An 18,266-nucleotide genomic window follows, 5' to 3' on the forward strand; every position below is an offset into this window, starting at 1 on the left:
CCTCACCAGTGGTGCATCGACGCCCGCACCACGCCGGCGACGTCCTCCTCGGTGACCTCCCGCGGGGCCGTCGCGAGCAGCCGCTGCTGCTGCATCGTCCCCGACACGATGCCGTCGACGTCCGCGTCGCCGTAGCCGATCTCGGCCAGGCCCGAGGGCTGGCCGATGTCACGCATGAGGCGGCGCAGCACGGCCGAGAGGCGCTCCGGCTCGGACACGTCGGCGTCAAGGCCCTGCGGGTCGAGCCAGGCGGCGGCGGTGAGGTGGCGCTGCGGGTTGGCCGCGAAGGTCATCGCGAAGGCCGCCGGAGCCGTCGACGCGACCGCCATGCCGTGGGGCACCATCGCCTCGTCGACGTCGTAGTCGCGCGGCCGGAAGTCGGAGCCGAGGTCGTGGACCCGCCCGGCGATCGGGTAGGCGTTGGCGTGCGGGACGTGCACACCGGCGTTGCCGAAGCCCATCCCCGCGAAGGTCGCCGCGAGCGCCATGTCGGCCCGCGCCTGCTCCTCACCGGCCACCGCCCCGCGGAAGGCGCCGGCGAGCAGCCGCATCGCCTTTTCCGCGTAGAGGTCCGAGATCGGGTTGGACCCGCAGTAGGGCACGCGCTGCTCGGGCGTCTTGTGCTCGTAGCTCGTGTAGGGCCGCGCGGTCCACGACTCGAGGGCGTGGCACAGGATGTCCATGCCCGCCGACGCGGTGACCCCCGCCGGCTGGGTCGCGGTGAGCTCGGGGTCGACGACGGCGAGCACCGGCCGCAGCCGCTCGTGGCTGATGCCGGTCTTGACCTGGGACGCCAGCACGTCGAGGACGCACACGGTCGTCGACTCGGCCCCGGTCCCGGTCGTCGTCGGCACCGCGACGAGTGGGAGCACCGACTGCTCGGGCGCGCGCCCGCCCCCGACCGGGGCATTGACGTAGTCCATGAGCTCACCCGGGTTGGTGAGCAGCAGGGACACCGCCTTGGCCGTGTCGATGCTCGACCCGCCACCGACGGCGACGACGGCGTCGAAGGGGGCCGCCCCCTTCGCCCGCTCGACGGCGGCGACCAGCGACACGTCACTGGGCTCGACGGCGGCGGAGTCGTGCACGTCGACCCGCAGCCCGGCCGTGCGCAGGGCCTTGGCGACCCGCTCGGGGTGGCCGGTCGCGGCCAGCCCGGGGTCGGTGACGACGAGCGCGCTGCGAGCGCCCAGCCCGGCGACGTCGTGGCCGATCTCGGTGACGGCGCCGGGGCCGAACTTCAGCCGCGGCGCGGCATAGGTGAAGACGGACTCGGGCGTGTGCGGTGACGTGGGCATGACGGTGCCTTCCTACTCCCGGTGGACCTTGTGGGCCGCGGCCTGCGCCCGCGGCTTGATGACCATGAGGTCGATGTTGACGTGGCGCGGCCGGGTGGCCATCCAGGTGATCGCCTCGGCGATGTCGTCGGCGACGAGCGGCTCGGCGACGCCGGCGTAGACCTGCTCCGCCCGCTCCCGGTCACCCTTGAAGCGGGTGAGCGAAAATCCCTCGGTCTGCACCATCCCGGGCGCGATCTCGGTGACCCGCACCGGCTGGTCCACGAGCTCTAGACGCATCGTCTCGGTCATCGTCGCCAGCGCGTGCTTGGCCGCGGTGTAGCCGGCGCCGCCCTCGTAGGAGGTGCGCCCCGCGATGGAGCCGACGTTGACGATGACCCCCTCGGCCGCCACGAGCGAAGGGAGCAGCGCCTGCACCACGCGCAGGGTCCCGATGACGTTGACCTCGTACATCGCCCGCCAGTCCTCGACGTCGCCGGTCGCGACGGGGTCGAGGCCGTAGGCGCCGCCGGCGTTGTTGACCAGCACGTCGAGCCGGTCGCCCACCTCGGCGGCCAGGGCGGCCACCGCGTCGGGGTCGGTGACATCGCAGGTGACCGCGCGCCCGTCGATCTCGGCGGCGAGGTCGGCGATGCGGTCGGTGCGGCGGGCCGCGCAGACCACCTCGTGGCCGGCCGCCGCGAGGGCGCGCGCGGTGGCGGCGCCGATGCCGGAGCTGGCGCCGGTGACGAGGGCGAGGGGGCGGGTCATGGGGTCTCCTTCGGGCGGCGACGCTGACACCGCCCAACGTATCGACACCGCGGCAGGAGAGGATGGCCGGGATGAGCGAGAGCGAGACCTTCGGCTGGAGGCGCATCGCCGTACCCGCCTTCGGGCCGACTCTGCTCTCCGCCGCGGCCACGGGTGCCGTCGTGCCGATCGCGGCGCTGCGCGCCGACGAGCTCGGGGCGAGCATCGGCACGGCCGCCTTCGTCGTCGCCCTCACCGGCGTCGGCCAGCTCGTCGGGGTCCTGCCCGCCGGGGCGCTCGTCGCCCGCATCGGGGAGCGGGCCACGCTCGTGCGCGCCGGGCTGCTCGACATCGTCGCCCTGGCGGTCGCCGGCTGGGCGCCCTCGCTGTGGCTCATGGGCGTGGCGCTCCTGCTGAGCGGGTTGGCGTCCTCGGCCTTCTTCCTCGCCCGGCAGGGATACATGATCGACGTGCTGCCGCAGCGGCTGCTCGCCCGCGGCATGTCGCTGCTCGGCGGCTCGATGCGCGCGGGCCTGCTCCTCGGGCCGGTCCTGGGCTCGGTGGCGATCGCCCCCTTCGGCCTGCAGGGGGCCTACGGCGTGGCCGTGCTCCTCGCGGTCGGCTCGGTGGTCACCGTGCTCACCGCACCCGACCTCACCGGCGACCACGAGCGCGCCCGGGCCGGGGAGCCGCACACGGGGGTCCTGCGGGTCGTGCGGCAGCACGCGCGCCTCCTGCTCACCCAGGGCATCGGCGTCACGGTGATCTCCGCGCTGCGGCAGTCGCGGTTGGTGATCCTGCCCCTGTGGGCGGTGCACATCGGGCTCGACGGCGTCGACTCCTCGCAGATCTTCGCCGTCGCCGGCGTCGCCGAGCTGCTCCTCGTCTACCCGGGAGGCTGGGTCATGGACCGCCTCGGCCGGGTGTGGGTCGTCGCGGTGCTGCTGTCGGTGGTCTCGACGTCCTTCCTCGCGCTGCCCCTCGCCGGCACGAAGGGGGAGCTGCTCGCCGTGGCCCTCGTCATGGCCCTGGGCAATGGTCTGGGGTCCGGCATCGTCATGACCCTCGGGGCCGATGCGGCGCCGGACCGCGACCGCGCGCAGTTCCTCGGCGCCTGGCGCCTCATGGGCGAGCTCGGCCACGCCGGCGGCACGCTCGGGCTGAGCGCGGTGACGGCCCTGGTGTCGCTGCCGGTCGCGGCCGTGGTGCTCGGCGCGACCGGGCTCGTCGGGCTGGGCTGGACGAGCCTGTGGGTCTCGCGGGCCGACCGGGAGCGCGGCAAGGCATGATGGAGCCGTGAAGGATCTCATCGACACCACGGAGATGTACCTCCGCACGATCTTCGAGCTCGAGGAGGAGGGCATCCCGCCCATGCGAGCCCGCATCGCCGAGCGGCTGGGGCACTCGGGTCCCACCGTCTCGCAGACGATTGCGCGCATGGAGCGTGACGGACTCGTGAGCCTTGGCGAGGACCGTCGCCTCGTGCTCTCCGACGAGGGCCGGCTCCTCGCCACCCGCGTCATGCGCAAGCACCGCCTCGCCGAGCGACTGCTCGCCGACGTCATCGGCCTCGAGTGGGAGCACATCCACGACGAGGCCTGCCGCTGGGAGCACGTGATGAGCGAGCGCGTCGAGCGCAAGATCCTCGCCATGCTCCCCGAGCACCGCGAGTCGCCCTACGGCACCCCGATCCCCGGCCTCGACGAGCTGCTCGCCGGCGGCGATGAGGCTCCGGCCGACGACTACCTCGAGGGGCTCTCCAGCCTCACCGACGTCGTCGACGGCGGCCTGACCGGTCCCTTCCGCGTGCGGCGCATCGGCGAGCCGGCGCAGGAGGACCACGAGGCGCTCGCGCTGCTCACCGAGGCCCGGCTGCGCCCGCGCGAGGTCGTGCGCGTCACTCCCGAGGACGACCGCATCATCGTCGCCCGTGACGGCGCAGCCTCCTCCGACGCGGTCTCGCTGCCGCGCGACGTGGCCGTCCACGTCTTCGTGGAGCAGATCGCGCCCTGACCGCGTGCGTACCGTGCCGTGACCTCGGTGTGACATTTTCGTGATCGGCAGGTACGGCCGGGAGGTCCGTCTCCCCTGGGCGGATCCGTCACGCGGACGCCAAGTCCTGCCACCGCACCGACGGTTGTGAGAGCACACCGCATGGCAGGAGCGGGGGACCCACTCATGGGGCATCGCGGATGCTCCTCGGGGTGAAGTCCCGGGGCGTGCGGACCGCTGGGTCGGTCCGGTGCCGCGGGACCGGGCCGCACCTCTGGCCCGAACCCGACAGCTGACCTCGCAGGCGGGACAGAGGTATACATCGTGTCTCACAACGTCGGGCGCCACCGCGCTCCTGAGCGCTACAACCCCCTGACCGAGATCGGCACCGTCATCAGCCAGACGGGCACCCCGCTGGCCAAGGGCTCCGCCGTCCTCGCCGCCTCCGGTGGTCTCGTCGCCGCCATCGCCATCCCCGCGCAGGCGAGCACCGCCGCCGACCAGGTCGACGCCACCCCGGTCCAGGCCGCTGCTGCCCCCGCCGCCCCGGCTGCCGTGGCCGTCACCGCGCCGAGCGCCCCGGCCACCTCGACGGCCGCGACCTCCGCCTTCGGCAAGATCGAGGTCGAGCCCGTCGCCAAGCCGACCGGCCCCACCCCCTACCAGCTGCGCATGCGCGCCGAGCGTGAGCAGGCTCGCGAGGCCGCCGCGCAGGAGCGTCAGCGCGAGCAGGAGCAGGAGCAGGAGCAGGCGCAGGCGCAGGCCGAGCGCGAGCAGGCCGCGCAGGAGCGCGAGTCCGAGGCCGCCAGCCGCTCGCAGGAGCGCCAGTCGCCCGCCCCGCAGGCGAGCACCTCGACCCCCGCCGCCGAGACCGCGGCACCAGCCCCGGCCGCCTCGAGCAATGTCGTCGAGATCGCCAAGCAGTACATCGGCACCCCCTACGTCTACGGCGGCTCGACCCCCGCGGGCTTCGACTGCTCCGGCTTCACGCAGTACGTCTTCGCCAAGGCCGGCAAGTCCATCCCGCGCGTGACCACCGCCCAGCAGGCCGCCGCCACCCCGGTGTCCAGCCCGCAGCCGGGCGACCTGGTCTTCTTCGGCTCCCCGTCGTGGCACGTCGGCATCTACGTCGGCGACGGCATGATGATCGACTCGCCGCGCACCGGCTCGTCGATCTCGATCCGTCCGATCTTCGACGGCGTCTCCGGCTACGGCCGGGTCTGACCGCCGACCCGACAGGGGGCGAAGGGAGCAGCCGCTCCCTTCGCCCCCTGCGTCATGTCGTCAGGACTGCTCGCGCGCCCGGTCCTGCTCCTGCATCCGTCGGTAGGCGGCGCCGAGCTCGTCGTGGTGGAGCAGGTCGTCCTCGACGATGCCGGTGCGGTAGCCGGCGCGGCCGAGCATGTGCGCGGTGACCGGGGCGGTGAGGGCCTGGGCGCCGACGACGATGAGCAGCGTGGCGACCGAGGCCCAGGTACGCACCGTGAGCGCCAGGCCAAGCAGGATGAGCAGCAGACCCAGGGTCTGTGGCTTGGTGGCGGCGTGCATGCGGGCGAAGAGGTCGGGCAGGCGCACCAGGCCGATCGCGCCGACGAGGGCCAGCGTGGCACCGAGGAGCAGGCTGATCGCCCCGGCGAGGTCGAGGATCTGTGCCCAGCTCACGAGGCATCGTCCTTGCGGGCCATGAAGCGGGCGACCGAGACCGACCCGACGAATCCGGTGAGGCTGAAGACGACGAGGATCGGCAGCGTCCCGGCGTCACCGGTGCGCACGATCTGCGTCGCCATGATGCCGATGACGATGACGATGACCACGTCGAGGCTCAGGGCGCGGTCGAGGTTGGTCGGACCCCGCGCGATGCGCACGAGGACCAGGCCGGCGGCGGCGAAGAGTAGCCCGAGTCCGATCGACAGGATGATGCTCATGCAACCTCCTGCGTGCAGATCGAGATCTCCTCGGGGGTGCCGATGGCCCGCACGACCCGGGTCTCGACGGCCAGGACGTCTCGTCGCAGTTCCTCCATGCCCTCGGGCGTGGTGACGTGGAAGCCGTGGACGTAGAGGACGTTGGCGCCGCGTCGGGCCTCGACGACGATCGACCCGGGCACGAGGGAGACGAGCGCGGAGACGATCGTCATGTAGAACTCCGAGTGCGTGCGCATCCGGACCTCGACGATCGAGCCACCCTGGCTGGGGCGGCGGCTCAGGGTGGCGCCGGTGATCTGGACCGCGGCGCTCACGAGGTCGACGAGGAAGCGCCCGATGAGCAGCAGGAGGCGCCACGGGTGGATCCGGCCGAAGTACTGGATCGAGGGCAGCGGGAAGATCTGCGTGACGACCGCGCCGATGATCAGGCCGTTGATGATGTTGCCCAGGGTGATGCGGTCCCAGAGCAGGACCCACACGACGGCCAGGCCGATGATCGCCCGGGGCTGGAAGCCGCCGCGCCGACGGGTCGCCGGGGTCGTGTCGATAGCGGTGTCGCTCACGGCGCCTCCTCGGACAGGACGGCGCGGACGTAGGCATCGCTGGAGAGCATCTGCCGGGCCGCCGCGTCGGTGTAGGTGAAGAGCGGGCCGGCGAAGAGCGAGAGGCCCAGGCTGAAGGCGACGACCGCGGCGGCCGCGCCCAGCATGAGCGGCGGCATCGGCCGCTCGACCTGGGTCACCGCCGGCGGCGGCGCGATCGGGGTCGAGGGGCGCTGGGCCGCGACGGCGGCGCCGATGGCGTCGCTCAGCCGCCCGAAGCTCGGGGTGAGCGTCGGCATCTCGAAGGTCTGGTCCTGGCCCTCGACCGCGCGCGGCCGCCAGAAGGCGGCGCTCCACGTCTTGGCCACGGCGTAGAGGGTGAGCAGCGAGGTGACGACCGAGCCGACGACGAGCGTCCAGGCGATGATGCTGCCGTCCTGGGTGCCGGCCTGCAGCAGGCCGACCTTGCCGACGAAGCCGGAGAAGGGCGGGATGCCGGCGAGGTTCATCGCCGGGACGAAGAAGAGGGCGGCGAGCACCGGGGTGCTCGCGGCGAGCCCGCCGAGGCGGTCGATGACCGTCGAGCCGCCCACCCGCTCGATGAGGCCGGAGATGAGGAAGAGCGCGGTCTGCACGGTGATGTGGTGGGCGATGTAGAAGATCGCCGCCGACACCCCGGACTCGCTCGCCAGCCCGATGCCGAAGAGCATGTAGCCGATGTGGCTGACGAGGGTGAAGGAGAGCATCCGCTTGATCCCCGGCTGGGCGACTGCCCCGAGGATGCCGATGATCATCGTCAGCAGGCCGGCCCCCATGATCAGGTGGTGCAGCGGTGACTCGGGGAAGAGCAGGAACTGGGTGCGCACGATCGCGTAGACGCCGACCTTGGTGAGCAGTCCGGCGAAGACGGCCGAGACCGGCACCGGCGCCGACGGGTAGGAGTCGGGCAGCCACGCCGACATCGGGAAGACGGCCGCCTTGATGCCGAAGACGGTGAGGAGCATCAGCTGCAGCGCCAGCGAGACCGTCGGGTCGATCTCGGGCAGGCGAAGGGAGAGCTGCGCCAAGTTGACCGTGCCGGTCGCGGCGTAGACCCCGGCGATCGCCGACAGGAAGAGGAAGGAGGAGACCATCGAGACGATGACGTAGGTCGTCCCCGCCCGGATCCGGGTGCCGCTGCCGCCGAGGGTCAGCAGGACGAAGCTCGCGAAGAGCAGCATCTCGAAGCTGACGAAGAGGTTGAACAGGTCGCCGGCGAGGAAGGCATTGGACACGCCGGCCGAGAGCACGAGATAGGTCGGGAAGTAGATCGCGAGCGGCGAGTCCTCGTCGCCGTCGGCGACGCCCTGCCCGATGGCGAAGACGAGCACGACGAGGATGACGAAGGAGCTGATGAGCAGCATGAGGGCCGAGAGCCGATCGGCGACGAGCGCGATGCCCAAGGGCTCGGACCACGCCCCGAGCCACAGCGCGATGGGTCCGTCGTGGTGGGTGGACCACATGAGGGTGGCGGCGACGGCGAGGCTGGCGGCGAGCACGGCGATGCTGATGGCGACCTGCGCGCGGGGGTGGCGGCGCGCGACGAGGGTGAGGGCGGCGCCGAGCAGCGGCAGCAGCACCGGCATGGGCAGGAGGTTGGCCACGGTCATGCGGTCGCGTCCTCCTCTTCGGCCTCGGTCGTGGACTGGGTGTCGTCGTCGTAGGTGCTGGAGACCTCGTCGCGTTCGGCGAGGCGCTTGATCAGCTCGTCCTCGGCGTCGTCGGGGACGTCGTCGCTGCCGGTGATCCGCCACTGGCGGTAGGCGAGGGAGAGGACGAAGCCGACCGAGGCCAGGGCGATGACGATCGCGGTGAGCACCATTGCCTGGGGGAGCGCGTCGCTCATCTCGTCGGCCGGTCGTGCACCGACGAAGGGGGCTCCCTTCGCCGGTCCGGAGACGACGAGGTAGAGCGTGGCGACGCCGTTGGACGCCAGGACGATGCCGAGGAGCAGGCGGGTGAGCGCTCGCTCGAGGAGCAGGTAGACGCCGGTCGCGATGAGGAAGCCGGCGACGACGACGAGGCTGAGGTTGGGGGCGACGGCGTTCATGCGGTGGCCCCGTCCTCTTCGGCCTGCTTGTCGACACCCGCACCGAGCGAGCGAACGACGTCGAGCGCGAGCCCGATGACGATGAGGTAGACGCCGATGTCGAAGAACATCGCGGTGACGAGCTTGACGTGACCCCAGACGGGGACGTCGAACTGCACGACCGCCGACTGCAGGACGGTGCCGCCGAAGGCGAGCGGCGCGAGCGCGGAGATCGCCGCGACGGCCAGACCGGCCCCGAGGACGAGACCGGCGCTCACCGGGGCGGCGCGGTCGAGCTCGGCGCGACCGCCGGCGAGGTAGCGCACGAGCAGCGCCAGACCGAGGACGAGGCCACCGGCGAAGCCACCGCCGGGCTGGTTGTGCCCGGAGAAGAGGAGGTAGAGCGAGAGCGCGATCATCACGTGGAAGACCAGCCGGGTGGCGGTCTCGAGGATGACCGAGCGGCGCTCGCGGGGGATCGACGCGGTGACCGGGCCCTGGTTGCGCCGGCGGGTCCACGAGCGCTCGACGTCCTGGGTGCGCACGAAGACCAGGCTGGCGATGCCGGTCGCGGCCGCGACGAGGACCGAGATCTCGCCGAGGGTGTCCCAGGCGCGGATGTCGACGAGGGTCACGTTGACGACATTTTGTCCGTGGCCGAAGTCGTAAGCCTGCTCGGGGAAGGCCTTGCTGATCGGCTCGTGGATGCGGGCATTGGCCGCGACGACCGTGAGGGTGGAGATCGCCGCGCCCATGGTCCCGGCGAGGGCGAGGCGCCACAGCCGGCGGCGCGAGCGGCGGCCGGAGCGGGGGCGGCGGCGGAAGTCCTGCGGGAGCATGCGCAGCACGAGAACGAAGAGCACGAGGGAGAAGGTCTCGACGAGCACCTGGGTCAGGGCGAGGTCGGGCGCCCCGTGCAGGTGGAAGAGCAGCGCGAGCCCGTAGCCGGTGAGGCCGACGAACATCACCGACTGGAGGCGGTTGCGACCGCGCACGGCGAGGATCGCCGCGGCGATGACGAAGAGCCCGACGGCCGCCTGGCTGAAGGTGTCCCACAGCCGGACCTCGGTGCCCGGCAGGGCGGTGGCGGCGACGACGCCCGGCAGGAGGATGACGACGAGGAAGATCGTGCCGAGGTAGGTCGGCAGCGAGCCGCCCTGGGCGAGGGCGGTGACCTCGACGGCGAAGCGGTCGAGGGCCTTCATGAAGCGCTGGTAGACGCGCTCGGCGTTGACCACCTCGGGCAGCGCGGCCTGGACCCGGGCGAAGGGGGCCCGCCCCACGAAGAGCAGGAGGCCGGCGACGATGGCCACGACGGTCAGCCCGAGCGCCGGGGTGAGGCCGTGCCACAGCGCGAGGTGCTCGGGCTCGGCGCCCGGCAGCGTCTCGGTGTAGGGGCGGAAGAGCTCGGTGAGCGGGTCACCGAAGAAGCCGGACGCCAGGGTCGTGAGCGACAGCAGGACCGGCGCGATGAGCAGCGCGTGGGGGGCGGCGAAGGGGGTGGGGCTCGGGGCGGCGCCGGTCGCCCCCTTCGTCGCGAAGGCACCCCAGACGAACCGCGCGGAGTAGGCGACCGTGAGCACGGACCCGGTGACGAGGCCGGCGACGGCCAGCCAGCCGGTGGTCGTCGACAGGGGGCCGTGGGCGGACTCGATGACGGCGGTGAGCGCCGACTCCTTGGCGACGAAGCCGACGAGGGGCGGCAGGCCGGCCATCGAGGCGGCGGACAGGGTTGCGGCGGCGGCGAGGACCGGTGCGGTGCGCCCGAGGCCGTGCAGCTGCGTCAGGTCGCGGGTGCCGGTCCCTTTGTCGATGATGCCGACGCTGAAGAAGAGCACCGACTTGAAGAGGGCGTGGGAGAGGACGAGGGCCAGGGCGGCCAGCCCGGCGGCCTGGGTGCCGACGCCCGCGAGGACGGTCATGAAGCCCAGCTGGCTCACCGTGCCGTAGGCGAGGAGGAGCTTGATGTCGTCCTGACGCAGGGCCCGCCAGCCACCGAGGATCATCGTCCACAGGCCGAGGACGAGCAGGACCGGACGCCACCCGGGCACGTCCGCGAAGATCGGCTCGAGCAGCAGGATGAGGTAGATGCCGGCCTTGACCATCGAGGCTGCGTGCAGGTAGGCGCTCACCGGGGTCGGGGCGGCCATGGCGCCGGGCAGCCAGAAGTGGAAGGGCACCTGCGCCGACTTGGTGAGGGCGCCGACGAGGACGAGGAGGGCGGCCGTCGTCGTCAGGGCGCCGGCCGGGGGCGGCGAGGCGAGCATCTCGCTGATCGTGTAGCTGCTCGTCTCGCCGATGATCACCGTGCCGATGAGCATCGCCAGGCCGCCGAAGGTCGTGACGAGCAGGGCCTGGGTGGCGGAGCGGCGGTTGGCCGAGCGCACCGGGTTGTGCCCGATGAGCGTGTAGGAGAAGACCGTCGTCAGCTCCCAGAAGATGTAGAGCGCGAGCAGGTTGTCGGCGAGGACGAGGCCGAGCATGGCGCCCGCGAAGGCGGTGAAGACGCCCGTGAAGCGCCACAGGCTGGGGTCGTCGGGCTTGAAGTACCAGGCGCAGTAGAGCAGGGCGAGGGCACCGACGCCGGTGACGAGCAGCCCGAGGAGCCACTGGAGGGTGCCGAGCCGCAGCGCGAAGTCCATGCCGAGCGAGGGGACCCAGGCGATGTCCTCGACGATCGACCGGCCGGCGGTCACGTCGCCGGTCTGGGCGAGGAGCCAGGCGAAGGCCGCGGCGGGCACGAGGGCCAGGACGAGGAAGGCGCGTCGGTTGAGGAACTTGGCGAGGCCGGGCGCAACTGCTGCCGCCGCGAAGTGCGCAAGCAGCAGCAGGGTCACGAGGGCCTCTCACGGGTCCGGGGACGGGAGGCCAGTTTAACGGCAGGTGACCGGCGCCCCGAGGCCGGGGTGCACGCGCGTCCTCGCGGTGCCGTAGGTGCCCGGCTCGGCAGCTCCCGAAGAAATCTCGGCCCACCCTCTTGAACTCTTCGAACACATGTTCGATACTGGAGGGGCGAGGGGAGGCGCCATGACACAGCAGTCGATCACCGATCAGGTCAGTGGGACCACGGTCCCGGGGCGCCTGCGCACCGTCCTTGCCGAGGTGTCCGCCACCGGCGTCGACGGGCTGACCGAGGTCGAGCTGCTCGAGGTCGTCGCCCTCCTCGAGATGACGAAGGGGGCCGCGGCCGCCGCGCAGGCCCGCGCCACCGCGCGCTTCGTCGAGGAGCGTGACACGCGGGTGGCCGAGATGGCCGCCGCCGAGGAGATCTCCCGCCGCGAGGCCTCGTTGCGACGCCGGGCCACCCGCAGCGAGGTGGCGCTGGCGCGGCGGTGCTCGCCGGGTCAGGCCGACCGTCACGTCGGCGCCGCGCGGGCGCTCGTCCACGAGCTGCCCGGCACGATGGCCGCGCTCACCGCGGGTGAGATCAGCGAGTGGCGGGCGACGATCGTCGTCCGCGAGACGGCCTGCCTGTCGCCGGAGCACCGGCGCGAGGCCGACCGCCGGCTGGCGGGTGGGTTGCGCGACCTCGGTGACCGGGCGCTGGCTGCCGCGGCGCACCGGGCGTGCGTCGACCTCGACCAGGAGTCGGTCGTCGAGCGGCGGCGTCGGGCCGCCGCCTCGCGGCACGTGTCGGTCCGCCCGGCGCCTGACGGCATGGCCTGGCTGTCGATCCTCGGGCCGCTCGTCGACGTCGTCGGCGCCCACGTCGCGCTGCGCGCGGCCGAGCAGGCGCGGCACGTGGCGACCGGTGACCCGCAGGCCGATGCGGCTGCCGCCGCCGACCCGCGGGGTCGCGGTGCGTGGATGGCCGACACGGCGCTCGAGCTGCTCTCCGGGCGGGCGCCCGGTCAGCCCCAGCCGGTCGAGATCGGGCTCGTGATGCGCGAGGGCGTGCTCCTTCCGGGCGGGCGCTCGGGCGCCGGCGCCGGCGCTGGCGGCGCCGACGACGAGGTCGAGGTGCCGGGCCACGGCGCGCTCGCCGGTGACCTCGCCCGCGAGCACGTCCTGCGACTGCTCGACGCGGGCGATGACCGAGACGGCGAGACGGCGCTCTGGTTGCGGCGGCTCTGGACGGCGCCCGCCGGGCGCGATCTCGTGGCCGTCGACTCGAGGCAGCGGATCTTCGCCGGGCGGCTGAGGCGGCTGATCGAGCTGCGCGACGCGACCTGCCGGGTGCCGTGGTGTGATGCGCCGGTGCGCGAGGTCGACCACGTCCGCCCGGTCGCCCGGGGCGGCGAGACCTCCGCGAGCAACGGCATGGGCGTCTGCCAGCGGCACAACCTCGACAAGGAGGCCCCCGGCTGGCGGGCCGAGGTGATCTCGACCGGGCTCGACCCCGGAGGCGGGTCGCACGAGGTGAGGTTGACGACCCCCGCTGCGGGTGACGTCCGCTGCCTCGCGCCACCGCTGCTCGGCCTCGGTCGACGCGAGCGACGGCCGGTGGTGGGGCAGCCCTCGGCGCTCGAGGCCCGGCTGCTGGCGCTGCTCGACGCGGCGTAGGTGCTGGGCGCCCCCGGCTGGATTCGAACCAGCGACACCTTCTTTAGGAGAGAAGTGCTCTTCCCCTGAGCTACGGAGGCCCGGCGCGGTGCGGTGAGGCGACCACGCCACGGGACAGGGTACGCGCCATACTCCCTTCGGTGAGCATCCCGGCCCTGCAGCGGCGCACCGTCACCACCCTCGCCGGGTCGCAGGTCCTCGGGGGCGTGGGGGTGAGCGCCGGCGCCGCGGTCGGGGCCCTGCTCGCGGCCGACGTGTCGGGCAGCGAGACCTGGGCCGGCCTCGGCGGGACCGCCCAGACGCTGGGTGGCGCGCTCGCCGCCCTCGTCGTCGCGCGGGTCATGGCCGCGAAGGGGAGGCGCCCCGGCCTGACCACGGGGTACCTCATGGCGATCTTCGGCGGGCTACTCATCGTGGCCGCCTCGGTGGTGGGCTCCTTCGCGGTGCTGCTCGTTGGGTTCCTCCTCTTCGGCGGGGCGACGGCGGCGAACTCGCAGGCGAGGTTCGCCGCGACGGACCTGGCCGACGACGCGCACCGTGGCCGCCACCTGTCGGTCGTCGTCTGGGCGACGACGATCGGGGCGGTGGCCGGCCCCAACCTCACCGGTCCGGGGCAGTGGGTCGCCCGCCAGCTACACCTGCCGGCGCTCGTCGGGCCCTACGTCCTCTCGCTCGTGGGTATCGCCCTGGCCGCCCTCGTCCTCACGGCCGCGCTGCGGCCGGACCCGCTCCTGACCGCCCGCAGCCTGCAGGTCGACCACGACGAGCCGGACCCGACGGCCGGGCTCGAAGGGGAGGCGACCCGCGGCTGGGCGGTGATCCGCACCCGACCCGACGCCCTCATGGGCGTGGTCGCCATGGCGCTCGGTCACGTCGTCATGGTGTCGGTGATGATCATGACCCCGCTGCACATGCGGCACGGCCACGCCGGCCTCGAGATCATCGGTCTGGTCATCTCCCTCCACGTCGTCGGGATGTACGCCTTCTCACCACTCACCGGTTGGGCCGTCGACCGCTGGGGCTCCCGGGCGGTCATCGCGGTCGGTGCGGGGGTGCTGCTCACCGCGAGCCTGCTCGCCGCGTCGACCGCGAGCGGGCACTCCCTTCGCCTGACGGCGGCGCTGGTGCTGCTCGGCATGGGCTGGTCCTGCACCCTCATCGCCGGCTCGACCCTGCTGACGGCCGCCGTGCCACTGCGTCAGCGGCCTGCGGCCCAGGGACTGTCGGACGTCGCGATGGGCCTCGCCGGTGGTGGCGGGGGAGCCCTGGCGGGCGTCGTCGTCGGCTGGTGGGGCTATCCCGCGCTCGGGCTGCTCGCCGGCGGCGCGGCGCTGCTGCTCGGGCTGTTGGTCCCGCTGGGGCGCCGCTCCGGTTGTTAGCGTTGGCGTCGTGACTCCTGTGCCGACGACCCCTGCCCAGGCGCCGGCCGACGTCTCCTCCCTGCGCCGCGAGCTGATGGAGCTCGGCGGCCCCAACACTCTCATCTGGCCGACCCGCGATCCCCACGTCGTCGACCTGACCAACGCCCACCCCGGTGGCGTGGCGATGCTCCTCTCCGGCCGCGACGCCCGCCTGTCCGACCTCGTCCGTGAGCCCGGGGCCCTGCTGCGGGCCCAGCGCCGGGCGGCCAGCCTCACCGAGCACGTCGAGCGGATCGCCGAGGAGCACGGCGTGCACACCTGCTTCCTCGCCATGGGCGCCGCCTCGTGGCACGTGCCCGGCGAGGAGGAGCGCCCGCTCGCCCCGGTCGTGCTCCGCCGAGCCGCCCTGCGGCGGCTGCGGCCCGGGCCCGACTTCGCCCTCGACCTGGCCCCCCGGGTCGAGATCAACCCCGCGCTCCTGACCTACCTGCGTCGGGCGTTGAGGCGCGACATCGACGGCGAGGCCCTCGCCGACCTCGGCCGCGGCGACGGTCGCGGCTTCAACCCCACGCCCGTGCTCGACGCCCTGCGGGAGCAGTGCGCCGACCTGCCCGAGCTCACCATCTCCTCGCGGATCGTCCTGGCGGCCTTCCCCTACGGCAAGGCCGAGGCGCTCGCCGACCTCTCCCGGCTCACCGAGTCGGGTGCGCTCGAGCAGGGCCCGGCGGCGGCGCTGCTGGCGGGCGAGGCACTCCCTTCGCCCGAGGCCGAGGCGCCGAGCGTTGCCGACTCCGCCGTCCTCGACGTCACGGCCGACCAGCAGGCGGTGCTCGACCGCGTCGCCGACGGTCAGGACCTCTACGTCGACGCGCCGCCCGGAACCGGTGTCGCCCGGCTCGTCGCCTCGGTCATCGCGCAGGCCGCCGGTGAGCGCCGCTCCGTCCTGCTCCTCACCGAAAAGGCCTCTGCCATCGAGGCCGTCGCCGGCGAGCTGCGCCCAGCCGGCCTGGCGGACCTGCTCGTCCACGTCACCGACCCCGCCGCCGAGATCGACCCCGCGATCGTCACCGAGCGCTGGCCCCGCGGGCTGCCGGACTCAGACCGTTCCTTCAGCCAGCCGGGCCGGCGCGCGGCGTCGGCCGCCCGCATCCTCGACGGCCACACCCACGCCATGCACCAGCCGCGTGAGCCCTGGGGCGTGTCCATCGCCGACGCCCAGGACGCGATCGTCGGTCTGTCGACGTGCCGACCGGCGCCCCGCTCCCGTGTCCGGATCACCGGCCGCACGCTCGCCGCCCTCGATGCCGAAGGGAGGGACGCTCTCGCCGCGCAGCTCACCGGTGTCGCGACCCGCAAGGCCTGGCGCCCCGAGCGCAGCGACGAGCCCTGGCAGGGCGCCCGGCTGACCTCCACGGCCGACGTCGACGAGGTGCTCGCGGCGCTGGAGCGGTTGCGCGGCAAGGACGGCAGCCTCGCGTCGCTGCGCACGACGGTGCGCGACGTCTTCGCCGACATCGCCGAGCCGCGGTCCGGGCGCCCGGCCGACCTCGGTCGGTTCCTCGCCGGCATCGAGGAGATCCGCGACACCCTCGAGGTCTTCCGGCCGGAGGTCTTCGACACCCCGCTCGACCACCTGCTCGCGGCCACCGCGCCCAAGGGCACGCCCGACCTCGAGGCGCTCGGCGCCATCGAGCGGCGGCGCCTGCGTGGTCAGGCCCGCCGACTGCTGCGCCCGGGTCGCCCGCCCGAGGACCTCCACGCCGCGCTGCGGCTGGCCGCCGAGCAGCGTCGCTCCTGGTCGCGCCTCACCGGTGGCGGCGGACGCCCCCGCATCCCGGCCGACATGGACCGCGCGCACACCGCCTACGAGCGCGTCTACGCCGACCTGACCCATGTGGGGTCCGTGCTCGCCGACACCGACGCGGGCGGCGACCTGCTCGACACCCCGTGGGAGGAGCTGACCGCCCGCCTCGACGCTCTCGCCAAGGACACGACGGGCGTGCGTGCCGTGCCCGAGGTCATCGAGGATCTCGACGACCTGCGGGCCCGTGGTCTCGGCGACCTGCTCGACGACCTCGCTGCCCGCCGGGTCGCGCCCGACGCTGTCGCCGACGAGGTCCGCTTCGTCTGGTGGACCTCGGTCCTCGCCGAGGCCGGCCGCGACGAGCGGTACTCGGCGATCACCGGGGAGAGCCTCGACGAGGCACTGCGCACCTTCGTCGAGGCCGACCGGGCGAGCCTGGGCGCCAACGTCGCTCGCATCGCTACCCGGCAGCGGGAGCGCTTCCACGTCGAGGGTCGGCGCTTCCGCTCCGCCGCGCGTGAGGTCGCCGCCGCCCACGAGGGAATCGTGGCGCGACCGCCGTGGACCCGGGCCTTCGACTCGTGGGGCGGGCTGCTGCGCGCCGCGGCTCCCGCCTGGGCGATGTCCCCCTTCGTCATCGGGCAGGTGCTGCCGGGAGACGAGCGCTTCGATCTGGTCGTCGTCGACGACGCCTCGCGCACCTCGCTCGCCCGCACCCTCTCCGGGATCGCCCGCGGCGGCCAGCTGCTCGTCATCGGCGACCGCGGCCAGCTGCCGCCCGCGACCTGGTCCGCGGACGCCGGCGTGTCCGCACCTGCAGCACCGAAGCGCTCGCTCGCCGACGTCGCCGCAGACGTGCTCCCGACCGCCGCGCTGCGGGACAGCGCCTACCCCCGCCCGCGGGTCGCCAACCTGCTCGTCGACGGCTCGTCCGCCGGCGAGCTCGTCCACCCGCCGCCGCCCCTCGCCCACGAAGACGTCCACCTCGTGCGCGTCGAGGGCCTGGGCATCCTCGACGAGCGCACCGGGCTCGTCGAGAGCTCGACCGCCGAGGTCGAGGCGGTGCTCGAGAGGCTGCGCCGCCAGCTGAGCGGGCACCCGGGGCGTTCCGTGGGCATCGTGACCTTCGGTCGGGCGCACACCGAGCGGATCGCCGATGCCGTGGCCGAGCTCGCCCAGGGTGACCCGGCCATCGCGCGGGCGATCGCCGACCTGCCCGAGCCCCTGCTCATCAAGCCCGCCGACCGCTGGCAGCGCGAGCAGCGCGACGCGGTCATCGTCTCGGTCGGGTTCGGCCGCACGCCGCAGGGCCGGGTCGTGCGACGGCTCGGGGCCCTGAGCGGCGACACCGGGGGCGAGCTCGTCCTGCTCGCGGCCACGCGCGCTCGTCTCAGCGTGACCTGGGTGACGACCTTCGAGGCCGACGACCTCACCGGCGAGCACGGCGACCGGTCGGGGCATCGCGCGCTGCGCACCCTGCTGGCCGGTCTGGCCGACCGGACCCCGCAGGAGGAAGCCGAGCCTCCCGCGCTCAGCCCGCTGCTCGACGGCTTCGTCCAGAGGCTGCGCGAGGGCGGCCTGTCGGTGCGCACCGGCGTCGGCATGGGCGAGCACCGTATCGACATCGCCGTCGCCGACCCCCGCGACACCGAGCGCATGCTCCTGGCCGTCGACGTCGACGGGCCCGGCTACGCCGGCCTGGCGTCGACCCGGCAGCGCGACCGGATCCTCGTCGAGCGACTCACCGACCTCGGGTGGCACCACCTGCGGCTGTGGGCCGTGGACATCTTCGCCGACCCGGCACGTCAGGAGGCCCAGGTCGCCCGAGCGGTGCGCGAAGCCATCGGAGATCAGGAGCAGTCATGAGTGAGACGCCCGAGGGGCAGGCACCCGAGGAGCAGCCGCGGACGCCTCGGCCGCGCACCCGCCCGGAGCAGACCCGCGACGACACCGACCGCGGCTGGGGCGAGCGCCCCGACGAGGACGAGCACGACCGCTGGCTGCGCGAGCAACGCCCGCCTCACTGGGAGTGAGGCGGGCGTCG

General features: G+C 73.6%; 15 protein-coding genes, 1 tRNA gene and 1 riboswitch. Of the genes, 7 read left to right on the forward strand and 9 right to left on the reverse strand.

Going from position 1 to position 18,266, the window contains the following annotated elements:
* Positions 1-2: 2 nt before the first annotated feature.
* On the reverse strand, positions 3-1,298 hold the full coding sequence (locus NYE39_RS13090; protein WP_341012918.1) for a hydroxyacid-oxoacid transhydrogenase: 1,296 nt from the start codon (positions 1,296-1,298) through the stop codon (positions 3-5).
* Between the two features lie 12 nt (positions 1,299-1,310).
* Positions 1,311-2,048, reverse strand: coding sequence for an SDR family NAD(P)-dependent oxidoreductase (locus tag NYE39_RS13095; RefSeq protein ID WP_192911400.1), 738 nt, complete (start codon positions 2,046-2,048; stop codon positions 1,311-1,313).
* Between the two features lie 71 nt (positions 2,049-2,119).
* On the opposite strand from NYE39_RS13095, the gene NYE39_RS13100 reads away from it, so the two are divergent.
* From NYE39_RS13100 to NYE39_RS13110, 3 genes are all read left to right on the forward strand, one after another.
* A complete protein-coding gene (locus NYE39_RS13100; protein WP_072623629.1) occupies positions 2,120-3,316 on the forward strand; it encodes an MFS transporter in 1,197 nt (398 codons plus the stop codon).
* A gap of 7 nt (positions 3,317-3,323) precedes the next feature.
* Positions 3,324-4,040 (forward strand): metal-dependent transcriptional regulator, encoded by a 717-nt coding sequence (locus NYE39_RS13105; protein ID WP_341012919.1) that lies wholly within the window; start codon positions 3,324-3,326, stop codon positions 4,038-4,040.
* A 125-nt stretch (positions 4,041-4,165) separates the two neighbouring features.
* Positions 4,166-4,341: riboswitch (cyclic di-AMP (ydaO/yuaA leader) on the forward strand.
* A 2-nt stretch (positions 4,342-4,343) separates the two neighbouring features.
* Positions 4,344-5,243 (forward strand): C40 family peptidase, encoded by a 900-nt coding sequence (locus tag NYE39_RS13110; RefSeq protein ID WP_341012920.1) that lies wholly within the window; start codon positions 4,344-4,346, stop codon positions 5,241-5,243.
* A 60-nt stretch (positions 5,244-5,303) separates the two neighbouring features.
* Here the strand turns inward: NYE39_RS13110 and mnhG are convergent, their stop codons facing one another.
* The 6 genes from mnhG to NYE39_RS13140 are packed head-to-tail and all read right to left on the reverse strand — an operon-like array spanning position 5,304 to position 11,391.
* Positions 5,304-5,681, reverse strand: a complete 378-nt coding sequence (mnhG, locus tag NYE39_RS13115) for a monovalent cation/H(+) antiporter subunit G (RefSeq protein WP_341012921.1) — start codon at positions 5,679-5,681, stop codon at positions 5,304-5,306.
* Entirely contained in the window at positions 5,678-5,944 is a 267-nt protein-coding gene (locus tag NYE39_RS13120) for a monovalent cation/H+ antiporter complex subunit F (protein ID WP_341012922.1), read from the reverse strand. Before NYE39_RS13120 ends, mnhG begins: the two co-directional genes overlap by 4 nt.
* Positions 5,941-6,507 (reverse strand): Na+/H+ antiporter subunit E, encoded by a 567-nt coding sequence (locus NYE39_RS13125; protein WP_341012923.1) that lies wholly within the window; start codon positions 6,505-6,507, stop codon positions 5,941-5,943. Before NYE39_RS13125 ends, NYE39_RS13120 begins: the two co-directional genes overlap by 4 nt.
* Complete coding sequence (locus NYE39_RS13130) at positions 6,504-8,135, reverse strand: Na+/H+ antiporter subunit D (protein ID WP_341012924.1); 1,632 nt, start codon at positions 8,133-8,135, stop codon at positions 6,504-6,506. The genes NYE39_RS13125 and NYE39_RS13130 overlap by 4 nt, the downstream gene beginning before the upstream one ends.
* Positions 8,132-8,575, reverse strand: a complete 444-nt coding sequence (locus tag NYE39_RS13135) for a Na(+)/H(+) antiporter subunit C (protein WP_341012925.1) — start codon at positions 8,573-8,575, stop codon at positions 8,132-8,134. The genes NYE39_RS13130 and NYE39_RS13135 overlap by 4 nt, the downstream gene beginning before the upstream one ends.
* Positions 8,572-11,391 (reverse strand): Na+/H+ antiporter subunit A, encoded by a 2,820-nt coding sequence (locus NYE39_RS13140; protein ID WP_341012926.1) that lies wholly within the window; start codon positions 11,389-11,391, stop codon positions 8,572-8,574. Before NYE39_RS13140 ends, NYE39_RS13135 begins: the two co-directional genes overlap by 4 nt.
* Before the next feature lie 190 nt (positions 11,392-11,581).
* Between NYE39_RS13140 and NYE39_RS13145 the strand changes: the two genes are divergently transcribed.
* On the forward strand, positions 11,582-13,057 hold the full coding sequence (locus NYE39_RS13145; RefSeq protein ID WP_341012927.1) for an HNH endonuclease signature motif containing protein: 1,476 nt from the start codon (positions 11,582-11,584) through the stop codon (positions 13,055-13,057).
* 8 nt (positions 13,058-13,065) lie between these two features.
* On the opposite strand, the gene NYE39_RS13150 is transcribed toward NYE39_RS13145, so the two are convergent.
* Positions 13,066-13,137: transfer RNA gene (locus NYE39_RS13150), tRNA-Arg, on the reverse strand.
* A 60-nt stretch (positions 13,138-13,197) separates the two neighbouring features.
* Here NYE39_RS13150 and NYE39_RS13155 point away from each other — a divergent pair.
* Genes NYE39_RS13155 through NYE39_RS13165 form a run of 3 tightly spaced genes read left to right on the forward strand, consistent with a single transcriptional unit; the run spans position 13,198 to position 18,255 of the window.
* On the forward strand, positions 13,198-14,436 hold the full coding sequence (locus tag NYE39_RS13155; RefSeq protein ID WP_192911404.1) for an MFS transporter: 1,239 nt from the start codon (positions 13,198-13,200) through the stop codon (positions 14,434-14,436).
* Between the two features lie 10 nt (positions 14,437-14,446).
* Entirely contained in the window at positions 14,447-18,088 is a 3,642-nt protein-coding gene (locus NYE39_RS13160) for a DUF4011 domain-containing protein (RefSeq protein WP_192911405.1), read from the forward strand.
* Positions 18,085-18,255 carry a hypothetical protein gene (locus NYE39_RS13165; protein WP_159451192.1) on the forward strand — a complete coding sequence of 57 codons (171 nt, stop codon included), beginning with the start codon at positions 18,085-18,087 and terminating at the stop codon, positions 18,253-18,255. Before NYE39_RS13160 ends, NYE39_RS13165 begins: the two co-directional genes overlap by 4 nt.
* The last annotated feature ends 11 nt before the right edge of the window (positions 18,256-18,266 follow it).

The organism is Janibacter sp. FSL W8-0316 (assembly GCF_038004165.1).
GTDB classification, from domain to species: domain Bacteria; phylum Actinomycetota; class Actinomycetes; order Actinomycetales; family Dermatophilaceae; genus Janibacter; species Janibacter indicus.